Source organism: endosymbiont of Bathymodiolus septemdierum str. Myojin knoll (genome assembly GCF_001547755.1).
In the GTDB taxonomy this organism is placed as follows: Bacteria; Pseudomonadota; Gammaproteobacteria; order PS1; family Pseudothioglobaceae; genus Thiodubiliella.
In genome coordinates this window covers 745025-764709 of record NZ_AP013042.1, presented here as the reverse complement: position 1 = coordinate 764709, position 19685 = coordinate 745025, and the positions used below count along the sequence as shown (strand labels likewise).

Sequence of the window (19685 nt, the reverse complement as noted above, 5' to 3'; positions counted from 1 at the left end):
GTTGATTATGTTTTTATCTTATTCTGCAGTTGCCGCTTATTTAATTGCCACACTGTTATTAATGCAATTTTTTACTAAAAACAACCCACAACATCGCCATCAAAAAAGTGTCTTTTTGCTTATTAGTTATGCCGTTATCGCTCACGCTTTAACCTTTACAAGTTTTTGGGCAACAAGCGGCGGTGTATTTTTTGGCTTTGCTAATAGCGCCTCTTTCATCGCTTGGGTGGTTGCCATTTTATTATTTTTATCTTCAATTTCAAAACCTGTGCATGCACTTGGTATCTTGGTTTATCCATTGGTCGCATTGTTATTAGTTTTCAATATCCTATTTCCCGATGCTACCCCTGCCGTCAAAACCATCTCTCTTAGCATTGCTTCGCATGTATTTTTATCCATCACTGCCTACGCCCTATTGGCGTTAGCCGTATGTCAGTCAATATTATTAAAGATACAGGAACGACATCTACATACGAATAACATTAATGGATTTATTAATAAATTACCGCCCTTGCAAACCATGGAAGCCCTACTGTTTCAAAACATCAGAATTGGCTTTTACTTGCTTACTCTATCCCTTGTCACTGGTTTTATCTTTATTGACGACATATTTTCCCAACATTTGGTACACAAAACTGTGCTTTCACTTATTGCTTGGATTGTATTTGCTGTACTGGTTTTCGGTAGAAAGGTTTTTGGTTGGCGTGGCAAGCAAGCCATTATCACCACGCAGGTCGGTTTTGGGATTTTATTGGTTGCCTACTATGGCTCTAAGTTTGTTTTAGAGCGTTTATTGAGCTAGTCAATATGTAAAACAGCTAAAAATGCCTCTTGTGGAATGTCCACTCTACCAACACTACGCATACGCTTTTTACCTTTCTTTTGCTTATCCAATAATTTACGCTTTCGCGAGACATCGCCACCGTAACATTTTGCGGTAACATTTTTACGCAAGGCTTTGACATTGGTTCGGGCAATAATTTTTACTCCGATGCAAGCCTGAATGGCAACATCAAACATTTGCCTTGGTACCAGTTCTTTCATCTTATCGGCAATTTCTTTACCCTTGCGTGCGGAATCTTCACGGTGAATAATGAGTGCAAGTGCATCAACGGGCTCTTGGTTAATCATAATATCCAAACGAATTAAGTCAGAAACTTGGTATCGTTCAAATTTATAATCCATTGAAGCAAAGCCACGGGAGACAGATTTTAAGCGATCAAAGAAATCTAATACAACTTCGTTAAGGGGTAATTCATACACCATTTGCACCTGTTTTCCCATATAGGTTAAGCTTTTTTGTACGCCGCGTTTCTCCATACAAAGGGTAATAACATTGCCGACAAATTCATTGGTTACTAAGATATTAGCCGTAATAATTGGCTCTCTGAATTCTGCAATGAATTGATTTTCTGGCATTTTTGATGGACTATCAACGCGCATCAGATTACCTTTGGTGTCTAAAATTTCATAAACGACGGTTGGTGCTGTGGTAATTAAATCTAAATCATATTCGCGCTCTAATCGCTCTTGCACGATTTCCATGTGCAACAAGCCTAAAAAGCCAATCCTAAAACCAAAACCTAGGGCATCAGAGTTTTCAGGTTCATATTGCAGCGCCGCATCATTTAAGCGCAATTTTGCCAGAGCATCACGGAACTTCTCATAGTCTTCACCTGAGATTGGAAACAAACCAGCAAACACACGAGGTTGCACGGGTTTAAAGCCTTCTAAGGGTTCGCTGGCAGGGTGTTTAATACTGGTAATCGTATCGCCAACAGGCGCACCATCGATATTTTTAACATTGGCAATCATAAAGCCAACTTCACCTGCTTTTAGGCTATCGGTTTTCAGGCGCTTTGGGGTAAAAACACCGACTTCGTCAACCAGATGCTCTTGCCCATTTGAGAAAATTTTAATCTTATCTTTGGACTTAATCTCTCCATCAATTACACGAATGAGAGAGACAACGCCGAGATAATTATCAAACCAAGAATCAATAATTAACGCCTTAATCGGCGCATCAAGGTCGCCTTCTGGTGCGGGAATTTTTTCTACGATTTGCTCTAGCGTATCTTCGATGCCAATACCCGATTTAGCACTTACATGCACAGCTTCTGTGGCTTCAACACCAATCACATCTTCAATTTCATCAGCCACACGATCAGGGTCTGCTGCAGGTAAATCAATCTTATTTAAGACGGGTAGCACCTCTAAACCTTGCTCCAGTGCAGTATAACAGTTGGCAACCGTTTGCGCCTCTACACCTTGCGATGCATCGACGATTAATAAGGCACCCTCACAGGCAGAAAGTGAACGAGAAACTTCATACGAAAAATCTACATGACCTGGCGTATCAATAAAGTTAAGCTGATAAATTTCACCATTTTTAGCCTTGTAATCTAAAGTGACACTTTGTGATTTAATGGTAATGCCGCGTTCTTTTTCAATATCCATTGAATCTAACACCTGTGCTGACATTTCTCTGTCACTCAAACCGCCACAAAACTGAATAAAACGATCAGCAATGGTAGATTTACCATGATCAATATGGGCAATAATTGAAAAGTTACGAATGTTTTTCATGCAAGTGATAAAATAAGGATTTTAAGTTTTAGGTATTATACAGTCATGGATAAAGTTCAACCAATTACCTGTGTCGCTACCAGCGATTTAACAGTCAATATTCCCGATACCCAGGGGCGCAACATTGTTTTATATTTCTACCCAAAAGATGCCACCCCAGGTTGCACCACTGAGGGGCAAGATTTTAGAGACAATCACCAAGCATTTGTTGATGCCAATAGCGTTATTTACGGCGTGTCAAAAGACGATTTAGCCAAACATGAAAAATTCAAAGCCAAGCAAGAATTTCCGTTTGAGTTGATTGCTGATACCGAAGGTGAATTGTGCGAAGCCTTTGGCGTTTGGCAATTGAAGAAATTTATGGGCAAGGAATATATGGGCATTGTGCGCTCTACTTTTGTGATCGATGCTAACGGTAATGTTTTAAAATCTTGGGACAAGGTCAAAGTTAAAGGTCATGTTGACGAAGTTTTGGCATTCGTAAAAACGCTATGAGCAATGTAGACTTAAACGAAGTTGAAAAGTTTTCCGATTTGGCATCTCGCTGGTGGGATAAGAATTCTGAATTTAAACCTCTGCATGACATTAATCCTCTACGCCTCAACTACATTAAAGAAAAATGTGGTGGCAGTTTAAAAGGCAAGAAAATCCTTGATGTTGGCTGTGGTGGCGGTATTTTGGCGGAAGCATTAGCGCTTGAAGGCGCGATTGTGACAGGTATTGATATGGCAGAAGCAGGTTTGGAAGTGGCAAAATTGCACTTACTTGAATCAGGCTTAGACATTGATTATCAAAAAATCCCCGTAGAAGATTTCGCTAAAGACAATGCGGAAACTTATGACATTGTCACTTGTCTAGAAATGCTAGAGCATGTTCCAGACCCAAGCTCCATCATTAAAGCCTGTAGTGAAATCGTCAAACCTGGTGGACAAGTATTCTTTTCAACGCTAAATCGTAATGCAAAATCGTATCTATTCGCCATCGTTGGTGCAGAATATATCCTTAAATTGTTACCAAAAGGCACTCACGACTGGGATAAATTTATCCAACCCAGTGAAATGGATGAATGGGCAAGACATTCAGGTTTAACCCTAAAAAGTATGATTGGCATGACTTACAATCTCTTTACGAAGATCTATAAATTAGAAGACGATGTGAGTGTAAATTATCTATGTCATTATCAAAAATACTAGCTATTTCTATAAAAACTAAAATGATAAGAACTATAATCCTAAAGTGGCGCTTTTTTTCTTTAGCTTTAAGTAGCTTATTAGGGGTTATTCTTTCAAAATATTGTCACTCACTCCTATATAAGTTCATTACAAATGCTAATGTTGCACCAGAAACCACACCACTGCTTTTTGTGTTGTTGGCTTTGCCAACTGGTGCATTATTATGGTTTTTTCGAACTCATGATACTCGTGAAAATATCCATCAAAACGACTTGTTTGATGCTTTGAAAATGCTAACTGATGATATGGTCGTTTGTCGTGAAATTGCAACACAAAGGTTGATTGATTTAACAGAAAAAGTGCCTGAATATAAAAGAAATGTAAAGCTTTCTTTTATTAAAGCACTCAAAAGTTTTTCAAAAAAAAATCTTGGTAACAATAAATGGGAAAGAAGAACTTATGCTCAACATATATTAAAATGGTTTAACGATAATAACTACACAGCAGAAGAGCTTGATTTGAATGGCTGCATATTTGATTTACAAGACTTTACGATTGAAAAGCGCACATCAGACCTATTTAAACTATTCACACAAAAGCAATTTAAAGATATTAAATTCAATGACGCTAATTTGCAAGGAGTTAATTTAAAAAATGTAAAATTTGAGCAAGCTAGTTTAGAAGATGCAAAATTACAAAACTCTGATTTACAAGGGGCTATTCTACCAAAAATATTGATGGATATAAATTTTCAGGGTGCTAATTTACAAGGTGTAGACCTATCAAATAGAGAATTAAAGAGAGTTAACTTTCAAGGATCAAACTTGAAAAATACAAATTTATCAGGAGCTAGTTTGTCTGAGGTTAATTTTGATGGAACTGATTTGAAAGGTTAGATCTATACAAAATTTCTAGAAGGATTCAATCCAAGCGAAAAAGGAATGATGATAGAGAGTTCTATAAAATGAAAAAAACATTAAGCACTTTATTTTTAACAATAAGTTTATCAGTCAGCGCTCTATCACCCAATGAAATGCTAGCAATTGTTGGTGCGGTAAAATTTTATAATGAAAATTGCGCAGGACTCAATCCAGCGGGTGCTCGTAGAATGAATCAAGGATTAAAACGATTTAAAATGGATAAAACACCAATATCAGTGTTAGAGCAGCATCCGTTTGCAATTTCTACTTATAACACCGCTAAAAAATACGGCTGCGATGGCACAAAGCGCGAAGCACAAAAAGCAGGATTTTTCCAATACATTAATTAACCCTAAGCCCAGCTTAGGATTTAAATTACTCTTTTTCTAAGATAACAAAAGCGACGGCGTTGATTTTTTCATCAGAGAGGCTAAGATGGGCTTGTTTGATGCCTTTATCTACTAAATACAGGCGTAATCTTTCACTAGGAATAAAGTAAGGCTTACCTTCTTCATTGTTACGAACGGTTAAGTCGTGGAAACCGACGATTTTACCAATGCCCGTACCTAGGGCTTTAGCAAAGGCTTCTTTGGCGGCGAAACGCTTGGCACAATAGGCGGCGCTGTCGCCTTTGTTGGCAAATAAGGCTTGTTCGTGTTCGGATAAAATGCGCTTAACAAAGCCGTCTCGGTTTTTTCTGAGAATGTGTGCAACACGCTCAATAAGAACAATGTCTGTGCCTATGCCGTAAATCACGCTCTGGCTCCTATTATTAAATCTTTCATTTCTTGTGTGGCTGCCGCTAGCCCGATGAATATCGCCCTGGCAATAATGGCGTGTCCAATATTCAATTCTTTGATTTCAGGCAGTTTGGCAATTTCTGTGGTATTTTCCATGGTTAAACCGTGTCCTGCGTTGACTTGTAAGCCAATTGAGTGTGCGTAAGTTGCCATGGTTTTAATACGCTCAAATTCAGCAACTTTTTCAACGCCCATTGTGTCGGCATAATGCCCGGTATGCAACTCAATAACAGGTGCACCACATTCTTTAGCGGCATCAATTTGGTTTTTTTGTGCATCAATAAATAAAGAAACAATGATGTTTGCATTTTTAAGTTGAGCGCAAACATCCGTCATTCTTGGGATTTGACCGGCAACATCCAGCCCCCCTTCTGTGGTTAATTCTTCGCGTTTTTCGGGGACTAAACAACAATCCTCTGGCTTAATTTTGCTTGCAATGGCAATCATTTCATCGGTGGTTGCCATTTCTAAATTCATTTTAGTGGTGAGTTTTTCACGCAAGATTTCTACATCGTAATCTTGAATATGACGCCTATCTTCACGCAAATGCAAGGTAATACTGTCTGCCCCTGAGCGTTCGCATAGCAATGCACCCTCAACAGGGGATGGATAGTTTGTGCCTCGTGCTTGACGAATGGTGGCAATGTGGTCAATGTTAACGCCTAAATAAATACTCATATTTTGTGTGCTGTAAAGAACAAAGAACGACTTTGTAGGGGTTTGTCGCCTAACAAAGGTTGTAATCTTGCTCTGTTTAAATTTCTACATACGGTTAATTGCTCGGTATCTGGCAGGTCTAATAAGTTTTCTGCCGACAACAAGTGAATCAATTTACCTGATATTTTACCTGCACTACTCAACAAAAAACCAGATTGAGCTTGATAATCATAATAAGATTTTTCATTGATTTCATTGCCATCCACATCTGTCAAAAAATCCAATCCGTAGCCTAATTCAGAAAGTAAATTATTCTCGAACATTCTCAGTAACCAGTGCTGTGATTGTTTTTCCAAGCCAGTTAATTGATGAATAAAATTTTTATACACTTCAAACAACGCTGGGTGTGGGTCTTGGCTTTGTAATAATCTGTATATTAATTCATTCGCATATATACCCAAAATCAAAGTTTCGCCGGGTAAATTCCTTGGCTGGTCATCCGTCTCCCAACCCGTTAAGGCTTTTAACTCTCCTCGTCCAGAAAACGAAATATTCATCTGTTGAAACATTTGCAAAGATGTTTTTGACTTACGAAGCCCCCGACCAACAAGACGAATACTGCCGTGTTCTTGAGTGAAAAAATCTAATAATAAAGAAGTATCTTTAAATGCCCTACGGTGAATTAAAAAGGCAGGGGTTAAATCTACCTTAGTCATAACCTAGAGAAAGCAGTGCGCGTTTGTCATCTGACCAACCTGTGGAAACTTTAACCCACAGTTTTAGAAATACCTTACGCTCCAAAAAATCTTCAAGACTTTGACGAGCTTCGGTGCCGATGAGTTTCAACATTTCGCCTTTTTTACCGATAACGATGTTTTTTTGTGAATTTTTTTCAACCAAAATTCTGGCAGCAATTCTTTGCATTTTTCCGTCTAATTCGTACTGTTCAATTTCAACCGTTAAATCGTATGGTAATTCGTCTTCTAAATGGCGCATCAGTTTTTCACGGATGAACTCAGCGACGACAAATTTTTCACTTCTGTCGGTAATATAATCTGCATCAAAAATATTTTCTTGCTCCGGTAAATATTTCAGAATCAATCTACGCAGAGCGTTGGTATCATTTTTCTTAAAGGCCGAAAGTGGAAACAGTGCACTCGGCTGGTATTTTTCTCCAATTTTTTTCAAGAAAGGCAGAACTTCGTGGTTAGATTTTAACTTATCAATTTTGTTAACACAAAGAATGACTGGCACTTCGGCCTTACGCATATGCCCTAAAACACGCGCATCTTCTTTGGTCCATTTACCCACCTCAACCAGCCATAAAATAATATCCACATCATTAATAGTTGAGCTTGCCGCCCTATTCATATAGGCATTAATCGCCTTAGCATTACCCATGTGCATTCCCGGTGTATCCACAAAAACCATCTGATAATCATCGGTGGTGTCAATAGCATGAATACGATGGCGGGTAGTTTGTGGACGGTGCGAGGTGATGGAAAGTTTTTGACCAATAAGTTCATTCGTCAAAGTAGATTTTCCAACATTTGGACGACCGATAACGGCAATAAATCCTGCCTGATGATTCATAATTTCTCCAATAAAATTTCAGCACACATCTGCTCAGCTCTTTTGATGCTCTTAGCTTCTTGCTCAACTTGTATTTTCTGATCTTGCAATAGGCATCTAACCGTAAATAAGGCATTATGATCTTTACCTGTGGTTTTAACCAAAGTATATTGTGGTAAGGTTTGCCTAAATTTCTGTAGGCGCTCTTGTAATTTTGTTTTAAAATCTTTCAAAGTATCATTTGGATTAATGTCATCAAGATAAACTTTGAATAAATCCAAAATCACTTCGCTCACTGTTTTATATCCAGCCTCTAAAAAAATAGCGCCCAAAATCGCCTCAACCGCATCAGCTTGAATAGATTTTCGATTGTGCCCGCCACTTTTTAATTCGCCTGATCCTAAAATCAATAAATTTGATAATTTAAGCTCTGCGGCAATTAATCCTAAAGTTTGACCCCTCACCACATAAGATTTAAAACGAGATAATTTACCTTCGCCAATCCCTGAAAAACGCTGATACAACTCTCGTGCAACCACCACGCCTAAAATACTATCACCTAAGAACTCTAAACGCTCATTGTTGTTTTTACCGACACTACGATGCGTCAACGCCTGTTTCAACAAGTTTATGTCTTTAAATTGATAATTAATTTTTTTCTGTAATTTATCCATCGATGGTATTCGTTTATAATAGCGCCATTACAAAAAGAGACAATACTAATGTTTTGGCAAGAAGATATCAAAGAAGAACATTTTACGCTTCCTTCGAGCATTCAAGATGCCGTGTTTTCCATTCGTTCAAAAATCTTACCAATGGACCATGCCTATCTTCTATCGCAAGCCCTACTTAAACACCTGCCTTGGCTAGCAGAAGTCAATGCGGGTATCTTCGACATTAGCGTTGCTGATGGCAATGGCTGGGAGCAAGACGAATCAGGGCTGTACTACCCCTCTAAACGCTCAAGACTCAACATCCGTGTACCACAAGAAAAACTAAAAGAAACGCAGGCATTATCAGGAACAACGCTTGATTTAGGTGAATACAGTATTAAGCTCATTAAAGCATTAGATTCAAAACTAATGAGCGATATGCAAATCGTCTTTGCCAAACGCGTAGCCTGTGATAAAGGCGTCAGCGAAGAAGCGTTCCTACAAACTTCTTTCAATCAACTTCAAGCGCTCGGCATTCAACCAAAAAAAATGATGGCAGGATTAGAAAGAAACATAGAAACCCCTAATGGCACTATCCATACCCGCTCATTAATGGTCGCCAGCCTACGCAAAGCCGAATCCGTAACTCTACAAGAACAAGGTATCGGCGAGCATCGCTTATTAGGTTGTGGATTATTTTTACCTCAAAAAGGTATTGAATCAGTAAATGCGGTCTGATTTGCATTAAACAAAATTTAGGTTTACAATTGACCTATGCGTATTTTCTTTCTTATCTTTATCCTACTCTCTTCCCATGCTTACACTGCAGAAAGGAAAGTTGTCAAAGATGAGCCCATTCCAAATTGGTTCAAAACTACCTTTATGGATTTTTCCGAAGATTTAGAAGAGGCTAATGAAAATAATCGCCATATAATGATTTACTTTCATCAAAATGGCTGCCCCTATTGCGCCAAACTGGTGCGAGATAATTTCCACGATAAACCCTTAGTCGAAAAACTCAAAAAGAACTTTGACTCTATTGAAGTCAATATGTTTGGTAATCGTGACTTAAATGATTGGATGGGCAGGGAATTTTCTGAAAAAGAATTTGCAGTGCAGATGAAAATACAATTTACGCCAACGCTTGTATTTTTAAACGCAAAAGGCAAAACTTTATTGCGCCTCAACGGCTACCAATCTATTAAAAAAATGCATGCCACTTTGGGCTATATCAGCAATAAAATCTACCTCAAAAAATCTTATGTTAGTTATTTAAGTGATTTGAAGAAAAATAAAACAGGCGTACTAAATGCCAATGTACACTTCGAATCCGGTCCACATTTATTAATGCGTAATCAAACAATCCCTGCACAGAAAGTGTTGGCAGTATTTTTTGAAGAGCCAAACTGCGAAGAATGTAATAATTTTCACAAAAATATAATGCCACTAAAACAAACACAAGAATACTTAAAGCAAATGCAAGTTGTGCGTTTTAATGCATTCTCTGATGAAAAACTCATTACCCCTACGGGCAAACGCACCACCGCTAAAGATTGGTACGAATCTCTTAATTTAACCTATGCACCTGCGGTCGTATTTTTTGACCAATATGGTAAGGAAATCATCCGAAAAGATGCGTTTCTCAAGCAATTTCATTGGCTCAGTATTTTAGAATATGTGGCTTCAGCCGACTACAAACATCAACCAGAATTCCAACGCTATATCATTGAACGCGGAGATAGACTGCGCGCCCAAGGAGTGGAAGTAGATATTTGGAAGTGATTAAACTTTCTTGACAAACTCAGATTTAAGTTTCATTGCCCCAAAGCCAGGAATTTTACAATCAATATCATGGTCGCCATCACAAAGACGAATGTTTTTAACCTTTGTGCCAACTTTAACAGAAGTTGATGTGCCTTTAACTTTCAAGTCTTTAATGACAGTTACTGTATCACCATCAACCAATATATTGCCATTAGAATCTTTAATGACAACCTTCTCTTCCGCCAAATCGGCAGCGGTAAATTCATACGCGCACTCTGGACAAATTAAAAGATTGCCGTCTTCGTAAACATATTCAGAATGGCATTTTGGGCAACTTGGTAAACTCATATTTTTCCCTTAAGTTAAATAGTAAATGGGTACTTAATCGCTTCATGGTGTTTATAGTTGACTAATTCAAAATCCTCCATTGTCACCCAAGTCTCTAAATCTTCCAAAGATTTAATGTTTGGATTAATTTTAAGAGAAGGTAACGCCATTGGCTCGCGATTAATCTGCTGGTTTTTGAAAATTTCTACTTGGTTTTCGTAAAGGTGCACATTAGACAAGTGGTGACGCATGATCGAAGCCTTTTTGCCTGTTATTTGTGCGGTAATCAATAATAAAAATGCGACTTGTAAGTGGTTAAAAGGCTGTCCTAAAGCAAAATCACTACTTCGCTGATAACTCTCAATGTACAAATCATCGCCCAATAAATTAAAGTGATGCGTATGCATACAAGCCGGCAAACAAGCGCGGTGTGTAAGATTTGGATGATTAAAGGTCATAATTTCGCGTCTGTCATCAATGCCATTTGATAAATCGGTAACAATTTTTTTATACTGGTCTAATGGCTTATCGTCTTCAATACCTGGAAACGCTCGCCCTATAACGCCGTAACATAAGCCCATATCGTCTTTACCCAAGCGATGTGGATTGCCTAACCAAGCTTTATTATCATTGGCATTGGCATTCCAGGTGTTACAACCAAGCGCTCTAAATTGTGCAGCGCTACTATAGCCACGCAAATATCCGAGCATTTCAGCGATGGCAGACTTCCAAAAAAGCTTCTTAGTGGTGACAACAGGTACAGTGCCATCGGATAAATCATGCTCAAAAGTAGCGCCAATAACCGTCAGCGTTTTTTGACCCGTGCGCGTGTTAGAAATCCACACGCCCTCATCTAAAATTCGTCTCCCAATATCAATATAGGCTTTCATTATTTTTTATTCGCTTTTAAGAGAAGAATGACACCCAATACAACCATTGGCAAACTGAGCAACTGACCCATAGTCAGCCAATCAAACGCTAAATACCCTAGCTGAACATCGGGTACCCTAACAAATTCAATAACAAACCTAAATAGCCCATAAAAGATTAGAAATAATGCAGAAATTGTCATCGGCGCACGAGATTTATTGCTGAATATCCAGAGTATCACAAACAAAATAAAGCCCTCTAAAAAAGCTTCATATAATTGTGACGGGTAACGGGTAACCCCTTGTTCTTGAATAAACATTCCAAATGGACTGGTGGTTACCTTGCCCCAAAGCTCACTGTTAATAAAATTACCAAGACGACCAAACCCTAAACCCAACGGTACCAATGGCGCAACAAAGTCCATTGTTGAAAAAAAAGTTTTGTTATATTTTCGATTAAACAACCACATTGAAAAGGCAACCCCTAAAAATCCCCCGTGAAATGACATACCACCGTTTTGCACGGCAAAGACAGACAGTGGGTCTGCAACGAAAGCACTAAGATTATAAAACAATATATAGCCCAAACGGCCACCGACAACCACACCAATCGCACCATAAAAGATTAAATCCTCTATTTGCTCTTTGTGCCAGTTGTCTAATTGCTTAGTGCGATGATTTGCTAATAGATAGGCACTTAAAAATGCCAGTAGATACATAATACCGTACCAATAAATCTGGATAAATCCTAAGTCTAATGCGATGGGGTTTATATCGGGATAAGTCATATTTTAATGTGGTGCGCTCGAGGTGATTTGAACACCCAACATTTGGCTTCGGAGTTTAAAAACTTTCTATTTATCATAACTTAACCTAACTTAATAATTATTTACAATCCCTTATGTATCAATATGTATGGTAGAATACTTCATTAACAAGCATTAACCATAAATGCTGTTTTTTGACACGAATTATTACATTATTATTACATTATTTAAAAAATGCCCAATTTCACTAAAGAGTTTTTAAACTCAATCAAGCCCATCGGAAAAATACAAGATATTAAAGATGACAAGGCACAAGGATTATATATTAGAATTTCCCCGAAAGGTACTAAAACTTTTTACTTGGTGAGGTGCGTAAATTATAAAACTCAAAGAATAAAAATAGGCAGATACCCCGCCCTAAAAATTGAACAAGCAAGAAAAGAATGTGCAAGACTAAACCAACAGATAGAATTAGGCACAAACCCGAATGAAGAAAAGCAAAAAAAACTAAATGAACCAACTTTAGATGACTTATTTAATATCTATCTTGAAAATCATATTAAGCAACATAATAAAAACGAAACCCACGCCATCTATCATTACAACCGCTATTTAAAAACACTTCATAAAAAACAACTGTCAGAAATAACAAAACTAAAAGTCCTAGAACTTCAAAGAAATTTAGCACAAAACATAGGGCAAAGAACCGCCAATAAAACAACTGCCCTACTAAAAGCAATATTTAACCGTGCCATTGATTGGGATATTTGGGATTATAAAAATCCCGTACAAGGTGTTCAAAAATTTAAAGAAAATTCAAGAGAGCGATATTTACAAGAGCAAGAAGAGGAAACCTTCTTTAACGCACTAAATGATTTTTACCACCCAATAATTAAGGTTTTTTTCTATATGCTTTTTTATACTGGTGCTAGAAAAAGTGAATTACTATCAATGAAATGGGAAGATGTGCATTTTGAAGACGGTATTAATTACTGGAGGGCAGTTCAATCCAAAACAGGCAATGTAAAAATAACACCACTAATCAAACAGGCAACCGCCCTACTCAATGAATTAAAACAACACTCTAAAGGCACATATGTTTTTTATAGCCAAACCAGTAAAAGTGGACACTTGCAATCGCCACAAAGAGCTTGGTATAAAGTTTGCGAAACTGCCAATATAGAAAAATTTAGAATGCACGACATACGCCATACTGGTGCGACTTGGCTATCAAGTAATGGTGCAAGTTTTGCCATTATTAGAGACTATCTAGGGCATACTAATACAAGTGTGACAGGACGATATACTAATCAGAATGTAAAAGCGCAGTTACAGGCAATGCAAGATGTTTTTGATAATTTGGACACTAGATTAAAGGATAGTTGATTATGGATAAAATTGAAAATAAAATAGTTAGTTATTTTTTAGAAGAGTTTGGAAGAAATAATTTAACCTCAATCAGATTGAAGCCAATAGAGCTAAAATACAAAGAGCAATTAGACTTCATCAATAACAGACTTAGACATAGGATTTTAAAGCCTGTTAATGCATACGAGTATTTTCCTAATTTTGAAACACTTGTGCAAGCTAATTCACCATATAAGGTAAATTTGGTTAAAGATATTGATGTTATTTACCTATACCTAAGAGAAGTGTATCAAGACCCAAATTTAGATGAAGTTTCAACCACGCTAAATGCAGTTTTGCAAAATGTAGATTTAACTAAAGAGCGATTGTGTGAGTGTTTTTATTATTTGGCAGATACACTATTTACATCTTATGCAACTGATGCAGAAAACAAACAGATTGTTTTTAATATGGATAGAGAATTTTTCTTAAGGCAGGAATTTATTCAATACAACTCTTTTAGTGGTTATTTAGAACAAACTAAGAGTAGTTGGCAAAAAATGGAATTGCAAGAAAAAACTACATTAAGAAAATTAACGCCCGCACAAATAGATGTAGAAACCACCCAAAGAAATGCCAGTAAATTGTGGGCTTTATATCCTAGTAAACGAGTAGCGCAAATAATAAGAGAACATAAAGAGGATTTGCTAAAAGGATGTAAACATCAAAAATGTGCAGATTCTACATTGAGAACTAGAATTGCGCACCTACACCCAAACCCTAAAAACAGCAAAGGCGGAAGAGACAAAAAACCTAAGGATAAAAGTACATCTAGTATGTCTGATTTACTAAAAAAATCCAATAAATTAATAAAACTTACAGGCGTTTAAAAAATAATTTACACTGTATGTTTTTACTTAACATATTGATATATAAGTATTAAAAACATACAGTCTTAAAGGCTGTATGTTTTTTAATTTCCCCTGCAATTTTCTTTTACTCAAATACATTTGATAATTTCCCCACACCAACCAAAATTAACTTACGGTTGGTGGGTTGTAATGAGCTTTAATCACTCACTACATTTTTTAATACAAAAAAAGGATATTTATTATGAGTAACGAAGACGAAAATAACAAGGTAAATAAAAGCAACAAACCAAAATTACTAACCTCAAAACAAGCAGCCGATTATATTTGCGTTGCACCCGATACCTTAGCAGTATGGCGATGCACTGGCAGATACAACATCCCTTATATAAAGATTGGTAGCAAGGTTAGATACAGAGAACAAAACCTAGATGAGTTTTTAGATGAGAGAACGCAAAGAAGAACGGAGGTTGAGTAATGTTTAGTCAATATTTAGACCAATTTAGAAGTGTATTTTACCAAAATAACAGTAGTTGTCTAACGCATACTTCCCAAGTACTAACAAGGCTTGCAGGCGATTTTCTAACAGTTTTTAAACAGTTGTTAAACTTGTCTAACAACAAGGAGGCGCTATGTTAGATAAAACTACAAAACCAGCAATTAATCTAGTCTATCAAGATGGCAATAAGAAAAAACAAGCCGGTATACTCATTGAAATAGCAGACAGTTTTTGTGCGTATTTTCATAATGATATAGGGGATTGCTTTGCAAAGATTAAAGTTAAAAATCATACTGAGGTATGGGCAATAAAATCCAGTGGATTTAAAGATTGGCTAGGTTATAAATTTTACAAACTCACCAATACAGGTATTAGCAGTAACGCCTTTAAAGATGCACTAGATACTTTAAATGCAAAAGCCAAGTTTGATGGTGTTAGTCAAGAGGTGTATTTACGAGTGGCACAAACCAAAGGCAAAATTTATATTGATTTGTGTAATGATGATTGGCAAGTCATAGAGATTGATAATCACAATTGGCGTATTTTAAATACCTCACCTGTGGCATTTATCAGGAATACTGGTATGAAAGCCCTACCAATGCCAAAGGCTGGCGGTAATATTGAACTATTAAAACAGCACCTCAATATCAATGAGCGGGATTTTCCATTGATTGTAGGTTGGTTATTAATGAGCCTACAAGCAGACAGTGGTGCTTACCCGATATTAATCTTACAAAGTGAGGAAGGCTCAGCAAAAACTACCACCACTAGACTTTTGCGACGCTTAATAGACCCAAATACAAACCTCATCAGCGCACGCCCAAAAAACGAGGATGATTTAATGCTGATTGCCAGTTGCAATCACGCCTTAGCGATTGATAATCTCAGTGGTATTAATATCAATGTGAGCGATACTCTATGTGGTATTTCCACTGGTACAGCATCAAGCAAAAGAAAATTATTTAGTGATATGGATATTATCAGTATTAAAGCCAAACGCCCAATTATCCTAAACGGTATTGATGATATTGCCACAAGGGGCGACCTTGCCAGTCGCTCACTGGTGATTAACTTGCCAAGACTAACATCTCAAAAAGATGAAAGACAAGTTAAACAAGCCTTTAATCAAGATTACCCCTATATATTTGGCGCACTGTTAAGCAAACTATCCATCGCATTAAACACTATTGATACAGTTAAAATTGACAACCCGCCAAGAATGCTGGACTTTGCAAAATGGGCGAGCTCATCAGAGAGTGTACAAGGTGAGTTTATGGATAGTTATCAGCACAATATTAATCAAGCCACCTATAACGCCATAGAAGCCTCAACTTTTGCCAATACCATTTATACCTTGATTAACAAAGTAAGCAAATGGAGTGGCACAGCGACAGAACTTTTAACAGTATTAGACAACAAAGTAAACGATAGAATAAGAATGTCTAGAAATTGGGTGGATAGTCCAGAAAAAGTATCTAAGCAGTTAAAACGCTTTCAATCACTGTTTAGAAAAGTAGGTATTGTGATTAGTAAGGCTAAATTAGATGGGAAAAGGGTTATTACTATTGAACGGATTTAATTTTAACCGTCTAAACTGTCCTGACCGTTTATTTTTTTACTTATGGACAGTTGGGACAGTTAAAATACAATCTATTAAAAAATACATCCAAGAGATAATGCTTGAATTTTTGCCCGTTAAGCAAGACCTAGAAACTAAAGAGATTTTAAAAAAATCCATTAGTGCTAATAGAGCGCTGGCAATTCTCAATGAAACGGCAAAAAGCGTCCCTAATCGTTTTATTTTGATTAATGCCTTAACCTTACAAGAAGCGAAAGACAGTAGCGAGATTGAAAACATTATCACCACTCACGATGAGCTTTATAAGGCAGATTTAGACCTAAAAAGTGCCACCAAAGGGGCAAAAGAAGTCAAAGACTATCAAAGTGCTTTATTGCAAGGGGTGGAACTGATTAAAAACGGTATTTTATCGATTAATGATATTGTAAAAATTCAAAGTATTTTAGAGAATAACAATGCAGGCATCAGAACCCAAGCAGGCACTAAGCTAAAAAATGATAAAACAGGTGAGGTGATTTATGAGCCACCACAAAACCATCAAGAAATCGTCAAATTATTAACCAACCTTGAAGCGTATATTAACGAGAAAAATGATTTAGACAGCCTTATCAATATGGCTATCATTCATTATCAGTTTGAGGCGATACACCCATTTTATGACGGCAACGGCAGAACAGGTAGAATTATCAATATCCTATATTTAATGTTAAATGATTTACTGGATTTGCCTGTATTGTATTTAAGTGGCTACATCATCAACCATAAGGCAAAATACTATCAATTGTTGCAAGAAGTCCACACCAAAGGCAACTGGCAAGCGTGGATTTTGTACATGCTAGAAGCAGTAGAGCAAACAGCAAAACAAACCACTGAAGTAATTTACGATATTGTTTCTTTAATGAATGAAGACAAAGAAATCATCAAAGAGAAGTTGCCAAAAATATACAGCAAAGATTTAGTGGAAGCATTGTTTAATCACCCTTATACCAAAATTGATTTTTTAGTGAGTGAGCTAAATATTACTAGAAAAACCGCCTCAAAATACCTAAATGATTTAGAGGGTATAGGTTTAATAGAAAGCGTAAAAATTGGTAGGAGCAAGTATTTTATTAACCATCAACTATGGTATTTATTAAAAGATGGCGTAAGCGTATAAAACGCTAAAAATTACTCATGTTTTAAACATATGGGTAAAAAATGTAATAAATTACTCATATTTATTTAATATGGGTAAAAAGGTAGAAAAAAGCAACATAGCTTAAAAACTATGTTGAAAAAATGGGAAAAATTACCCGCAAACTAAAAAAGGTGAGTTATGAAAATAAGTGAAATATTACAAGATACTAATTACAAACTAACTCAATTTAAAGATGGGCATATTCAAGAAATTGAATCGCTTATTTTTCAAAAAGAAGTTAGAGGCAAGCAAGCGAATTTTATCAATTGCTTAGTCCGTAAAAAAGATATTCAAATCAAACCTGAAGAAGTTGTAAGACAGCTGTTTTTATTATCCCTACACAAAGATTATGATTATCCTTATAGTCGTATGCAGATAGAGTTTTCCGTACATTTTGGGCGTGAGGTAAAGCGTGCTGATATTGTCATTATGGATAAAATACAGCCAACCGTGCCCTATATTGTTATTGAAGTTAAAAAACCAAAACTAAAAGATGGCAAAGAGCAATTAAAAAGTTATTGTAATTCCACTGGGGCAACCATGGCAGTTTGGAGTAATGGCGAACAAACGGTTTATTATCATCGAAAAGACCCAAATTATTTTGAACCAATCCCTAATATCCCGCTTGCTAACCAATCATTAAGAGATGTTTTAAAAGAAGAGTTTACGATTGATGATTTAATCAAAAAAGACATCTTAAAAACCCAAAGAAGAAGCCTTAAAAATATTGTGCTGGATATGGAAGATGAAGTTTTGGCTAATGCAGGGGTGGATGTCTTTGAAGAGGTGTTTAAGCTAATATTTATTAAACTTTTTGATGAGTTGCAAAATACTAGAAAACTCACCAAAACTCTAGAATTTAGAAACTACGGGGAAAGTGATGGCGAACTTAAACAAAAAATAGAAAAATTATTTACTAATGCTAAAACAAAATGGAGTGGTATTTTTAAAGAAGATGAAACTATCGAGCTAACCCCAAGCCACCTATCAGTATGTGTATCATCTTTGCAAGATGTAAAACTGTTTAATTCTAATTTAGATGTGATTGATGATGCCTTTGAATATTTAGTCAATAAAAATTCAAAAGGTGAAAAAGGGCAATACTTCACCCCAAGATATGCGATTGATATGTGCGTGAAAATGCTTAATCCACAAGAATATGAAACAATGATTGATACCGCAGCAGGTAGTTGTGGTTTTCCTATTCATAGTGTTTTTGAAGTGTGGAAAAAAATATATCAAGACGAAGGTATTACAGAAAGCCACTTATTCACAGCAGAAGAAAAACACCCTAGGGCATTAAATTATGTAAAAGAAAAAGTATTTGGCATTGATTTTGACAAAAAATCAGTGCGAGTAGCAAGAATGCTAAACATTATCGCAGGTGATGGACATACTAATGTTTTAAATATGAACTCACTTGATTTTGAAAGATGGGATGAAAATGCCAAAGACGAAGACTGGCAAGATACCTATTTTGAAGGCTGGAAAAGACTTAAAAAATTAAGAAAAGTTAAAAAAGAAAATAAAGAATTTAACTTTGATATCGTTATGGCAAATCCGCCTTTTGCAGGAGACATCAAAGAAGGTAGAATTTTGCATCGTTACGAACTAGGTAAAAAACCCAATGGTAAATATCAAACCAAAGTAGGCAGAGATATACTTTTTATTGAACGCAATCTTGATATGCTAAAAAGTGGCGGACGAATGGCAGTAGTTTTGCCACAAGGTAGATTTAATAATTCTAGTGATAAAAATATCCGTGATTTTATCGCCGAGCGTTGTAGGATATTAGCAGTTGTAGGACTTCATGGCAATGTGTTTAAGCCACACACAGGCACAAAAACCAGTGTTTTATTGGTGCAAAAATGGGATGATGAATTATGCCCCAAAACTGATGACTACAATATCTTTTTTGCCACCATGTCCAAGCCTAGCAAAGACAATTCAGGCGAAAAAATCTATGTTAAAAATGATGATGGTTCAAACAAGTTAGACAAACACGACCATTTAATTATTGACCACGATTTATTTAATCATGATGGAATTACAAACGATGGAATAGCCGAAGCATTTACCGAATTTGCTAAAAAGGAACAACTTTCTTTTGTGGGAAAGACCTAAGCC

General features: G+C 36.5%; 22 protein-coding genes. 13 read left to right on the top strand and 9 right to left on the bottom strand.

Going from position 1 to position 19685, the window contains the following annotated elements; all coding sequences use genetic code 11:
* Positions 1 to 7 precede the first annotated feature (7 nt).
* Positions 8 to 802 carry a cytochrome C assembly family protein gene (locus BSEPE_RS04100; RefSeq protein ID WP_066044398.1) on the top strand — a complete coding sequence of 265 codons (795 nt, stop codon included), beginning with the start codon at positions 8 to 10 and terminating at the stop codon, positions 800 to 802.
* On the opposite strand, the gene lepA is transcribed toward BSEPE_RS04100, so the two are convergent.
* Positions 799 to 2586 carry a translation elongation factor 4 gene (gene lepA, locus BSEPE_RS04095; RefSeq protein WP_066044396.1) on the bottom strand — a complete coding sequence of 596 codons (1788 nt, stop codon included), beginning with the start codon at positions 2584 to 2586 and terminating at the stop codon, positions 799 to 801. The genes BSEPE_RS04100 and lepA overlap by 4 nt on opposite strands.
* Positions 2587 to 2631: 45 nt before the next feature.
* On the opposite strand from lepA, the gene BSEPE_RS04090 reads away from it, so the two are divergent.
* The 4 genes from BSEPE_RS04090 to BSEPE_RS04075 all read left to right on the top strand — a co-directional run bounded on the left by BSEPE_RS04090 (position 2632) and on the right by BSEPE_RS04075 (position 5028).
* Positions 2632 to 3081: a peroxiredoxin gene (locus BSEPE_RS04090; protein WP_066044394.1), complete on the top strand. Its 450-nt coding sequence runs from the start codon at positions 2632 to 2634 to the stop codon at positions 3079 to 3081.
* The gene (ubiG, locus tag BSEPE_RS04085) at positions 3078 to 3779 is read left to right on the top strand and encodes a bifunctional 2-polyprenyl-6-hydroxyphenol methylase/3-demethylubiquinol 3-O-methyltransferase UbiG (protein WP_066044392.1); all 702 of its coding nucleotides are present in this window, start codon (positions 3078 to 3080) and stop codon (positions 3777 to 3779) included. Before BSEPE_RS04090 ends, ubiG begins: the two co-directional genes overlap by 4 nt.
* A complete protein-coding gene (locus BSEPE_RS04080) occupies positions 3758 to 4654 on the top strand; it encodes a pentapeptide repeat-containing protein (RefSeq protein ID WP_066044390.1) in 897 nt (298 codons plus the stop codon). Before ubiG ends, BSEPE_RS04080 begins: the two co-directional genes overlap by 22 nt.
* A gap of 68 nt (positions 4655 to 4722) precedes the next feature.
* Entirely contained in the window at positions 4723 to 5028 is a 306-nt protein-coding gene (locus tag BSEPE_RS04075) for a hypothetical protein (protein WP_066044388.1), read from the top strand.
* 25 nt (positions 5029 to 5053) lie between these two features.
* Here the strand turns inward: BSEPE_RS04075 and acpS are convergent, their stop codons facing one another.
* From acpS to rnc, 5 genes are read right to left on the bottom strand one after another with little or no spacing between them, the layout of a single operon-like run.
* Entirely contained in the window at positions 5054 to 5434 is a 381-nt protein-coding gene (gene acpS / locus BSEPE_RS04070) for a holo-ACP synthase (RefSeq protein WP_066044386.1), read from the bottom strand.
* Positions 5431 to 6156, bottom strand: coding sequence for a pyridoxine 5'-phosphate synthase (gene pdxJ / locus BSEPE_RS04065; protein ID WP_066044385.1), 726 nt, complete (start codon positions 6154 to 6156; stop codon positions 5431 to 5433). The genes acpS and pdxJ overlap by 4 nt, the downstream gene beginning before the upstream one ends.
* Positions 6153 to 6851 carry a DNA repair protein RecO gene (gene recO, locus BSEPE_RS04060; protein ID WP_066044383.1) on the bottom strand — a complete coding sequence of 233 codons (699 nt, stop codon included), beginning with the start codon at positions 6849 to 6851 and terminating at the stop codon, positions 6153 to 6155. The genes pdxJ and recO overlap by 4 nt, the downstream gene beginning before the upstream one ends.
* Entirely contained in the window at positions 6844 to 7728 is an 885-nt protein-coding gene (gene era, locus BSEPE_RS04055) for a GTPase Era (RefSeq protein ID WP_066044382.1), read from the bottom strand. Before era ends, recO begins: the two co-directional genes overlap by 8 nt.
* Complete coding sequence (rnc, locus tag BSEPE_RS04050; RefSeq protein WP_066044380.1) at positions 7725 to 8381, bottom strand: ribonuclease III; 657 nt, start codon at positions 8379 to 8381, stop codon at positions 7725 to 7727. The genes era and rnc overlap by 4 nt, the downstream gene beginning before the upstream one ends.
* Positions 8382 to 8429: 48 nt before the next feature.
* Between rnc and cas6 the strand changes: the two genes are divergently transcribed.
* Positions 8430 to 9098 (top strand): type I-MYXAN CRISPR-associated protein Cas6/Cmx6, encoded by a 669-nt coding sequence (cas6, locus tag BSEPE_RS04045; RefSeq protein ID WP_066044378.1) that lies wholly within the window; start codon positions 8430 to 8432, stop codon positions 9096 to 9098.
* 36 nt (positions 9099 to 9134) lie between these two features.
* Complete coding sequence (locus tag BSEPE_RS04040; protein WP_066044376.1) at positions 9135 to 10142, top strand: thioredoxin family protein; 1008 nt, start codon at positions 9135 to 9137, stop codon at positions 10140 to 10142.
* Here BSEPE_RS04040 and BSEPE_RS04035 read toward each other — a convergent pair whose 3' ends face one another.
* From BSEPE_RS04035 to lgt, 3 genes are read right to left on the bottom strand one after another with little or no spacing between them, the layout of a single operon-like run.
* A complete protein-coding gene (locus BSEPE_RS04035; protein ID WP_066044375.1) occupies positions 10143 to 10472 on the bottom strand; it encodes a zinc ribbon domain-containing protein YjdM in 330 nt (109 codons plus the stop codon).
* 14 nt (positions 10473 to 10486) lie between these two features.
* Positions 10487 to 11341: a thymidylate synthase gene (gene thyA, locus BSEPE_RS04030; RefSeq protein ID WP_066044373.1), complete on the bottom strand. Its 855-nt coding sequence runs from the start codon at positions 11339 to 11341 to the stop codon at positions 10487 to 10489.
* On the bottom strand, positions 11341 to 12108 hold the full coding sequence (gene lgt / locus BSEPE_RS04025) for a prolipoprotein diacylglyceryl transferase (protein ID WP_066044371.1): 768 nt from the start codon (positions 12106 to 12108) through the stop codon (positions 11341 to 11343). The genes thyA and lgt overlap by 1 nt, the downstream gene beginning before the upstream one ends.
* A 213-nt stretch (positions 12109 to 12321) precedes the next feature.
* Between lgt and BSEPE_RS04020 the strand changes: the two genes are divergently transcribed.
* From BSEPE_RS04020 to BSEPE_RS03995, 6 genes are all read left to right on the top strand, one after another.
* Complete coding sequence (locus BSEPE_RS04020; protein ID WP_066044368.1) at positions 12322 to 13473, top strand: tyrosine-type recombinase/integrase; 1152 nt, start codon at positions 12322 to 12324, stop codon at positions 13471 to 13473.
* 2 nt (positions 13474 to 13475) lie between these two features.
* On the top strand, positions 13476 to 14324 hold the full coding sequence (locus BSEPE_RS04015; protein WP_066044366.1) for a hypothetical protein: 849 nt from the start codon (positions 13476 to 13478) through the stop codon (positions 14322 to 14324).
* Between the two features lie 223 nt (positions 14325 to 14547).
* The gene (locus BSEPE_RS04010) at positions 14548 to 14781 is read left to right on the top strand and encodes a helix-turn-helix domain-containing protein (protein ID WP_066044364.1); all 234 of its coding nucleotides are present in this window, start codon (positions 14548 to 14550) and stop codon (positions 14779 to 14781) included.
* Between the two features lie 154 nt (positions 14782 to 14935).
* Positions 14936 to 16381, top strand: coding sequence for a hypothetical protein (locus BSEPE_RS04005; RefSeq protein ID WP_066044362.1), 1446 nt, complete (start codon positions 14936 to 14938; stop codon positions 16379 to 16381).
* 97 nt (positions 16382 to 16478) lie between these two features.
* Positions 16479 to 17537 (top strand): Fic family protein, encoded by a 1059-nt coding sequence (locus tag BSEPE_RS04000; protein WP_066046099.1) that lies wholly within the window; start codon positions 16479 to 16481, stop codon positions 17535 to 17537.
* Positions 17538 to 17696: 159 nt separating this feature from the next.
* Entirely contained in the window at positions 17697 to 19682 is a 1986-nt protein-coding gene (locus BSEPE_RS03995) for an N-6 DNA methylase (protein WP_066044360.1), read from the top strand.
* Positions 19683 to 19685: the final 3 nt, after the last annotated feature.

What these genes read in the sequence shown, in the direction of transcription:
- BSEPE_RS04100 (WP_066044398.1), top strand. Translation starts at nt 8, where the DNA reads ATGTTTTTATCTTATTCTGCAGTTGCCGCTTATTTAATTGCCACACTG.
- lepA (WP_066044396.1), bottom strand. Translation starts at nt 2,586, where the DNA reads ATGAAAAACATTCGTAACTTTTCAATTATTGCCCATATTGATCATGGT.
- BSEPE_RS04090 (WP_066044394.1), top strand. Translation starts at nt 2,632, where the DNA reads ATGGATAAAGTTCAACCAATTACCTGTGTCGCTACCAGCGATTTAACA.
- ubiG (WP_066044392.1), top strand. Translation starts at nt 3,078, where the DNA reads ATGAGCAATGTAGACTTAAACGAAGTTGAAAAGTTTTCCGATTTGGCA.
- BSEPE_RS04080 (WP_066044390.1), top strand. Translation starts at nt 3,758, where the DNA reads ATGTCATTATCAAAAATACTAGCTATTTCTATAAAAACTAAAATGATA.
- BSEPE_RS04075 (WP_066044388.1), top strand. Translation starts at nt 4,723, where the DNA reads ATGAAAAAAACATTAAGCACTTTATTTTTAACAATAAGTTTATCAGTC.
- pdxJ (WP_066044385.1), bottom strand. Translation starts at nt 6,156, where the DNA reads ATGAGTATTTATTTAGGCGTTAACATTGACCACATTGCCACCATTCGT.
- recO (WP_066044383.1), bottom strand. Translation starts at nt 6,851, where the DNA reads ATGACTAAGGTAGATTTAACCCCTGCCTTTTTAATTCACCGTAGGGCA.
- era (WP_066044382.1), bottom strand. Translation starts at nt 7,728, where the DNA reads ATGAATCATCAGGCAGGATTTATTGCCGTTATCGGTCGTCCAAATGTT.
- rnc (WP_066044380.1), bottom strand. Translation starts at nt 8,381, where the DNA reads ATGGATAAATTACAGAAAAAAATTAATTATCAATTTAAAGACATAAAC.
- cas6 (WP_066044378.1), top strand. Translation starts at nt 8,430, where the DNA reads ATGTTTTGGCAAGAAGATATCAAAGAAGAACATTTTACGCTTCCTTCG.
- BSEPE_RS04040 (WP_066044376.1), top strand. Translation starts at nt 9,135, where the DNA reads ATGCGTATTTTCTTTCTTATCTTTATCCTACTCTCTTCCCATGCTTAC.
- BSEPE_RS04035 (WP_066044375.1), bottom strand. Translation starts at nt 10,472, where the DNA reads ATGAGTTTACCAAGTTGCCCAAAATGCCATTCTGAATATGTTTACGAA.
- thyA (WP_066044373.1), bottom strand. Translation starts at nt 11,341, where the DNA reads ATGAAAGCCTATATTGATATTGGGAGACGAATTTTAGATGAGGGCGTG.
- lgt (WP_066044371.1), bottom strand. Translation starts at nt 12,108, where the DNA reads ATGACTTATCCCGATATAAACCCCATCGCATTAGACTTAGGATTTATC.
- BSEPE_RS04020 (WP_066044368.1), top strand. Translation starts at nt 12,322, where the DNA reads ATGCCCAATTTCACTAAAGAGTTTTTAAACTCAATCAAGCCCATCGGA.
- BSEPE_RS04015 (WP_066044366.1), top strand. Translation starts at nt 13,476, where the DNA reads ATGGATAAAATTGAAAATAAAATAGTTAGTTATTTTTTAGAAGAGTTT.
- BSEPE_RS04010 (WP_066044364.1), top strand. Translation starts at nt 14,548, where the DNA reads ATGAGTAACGAAGACGAAAATAACAAGGTAAATAAAAGCAACAAACCA.
- BSEPE_RS04005 (WP_066044362.1), top strand. Translation starts at nt 14,936, where the DNA reads ATGTTAGATAAAACTACAAAACCAGCAATTAATCTAGTCTATCAAGAT.
- BSEPE_RS04000 (WP_066046099.1), top strand. Translation starts at nt 16,479, where the DNA reads ATGCTTGAATTTTTGCCCGTTAAGCAAGACCTAGAAACTAAAGAGATT.
- BSEPE_RS03995 (WP_066044360.1), top strand. Translation starts at nt 17,697, where the DNA reads ATGAAAATAAGTGAAATATTACAAGATACTAATTACAAACTAACTCAA.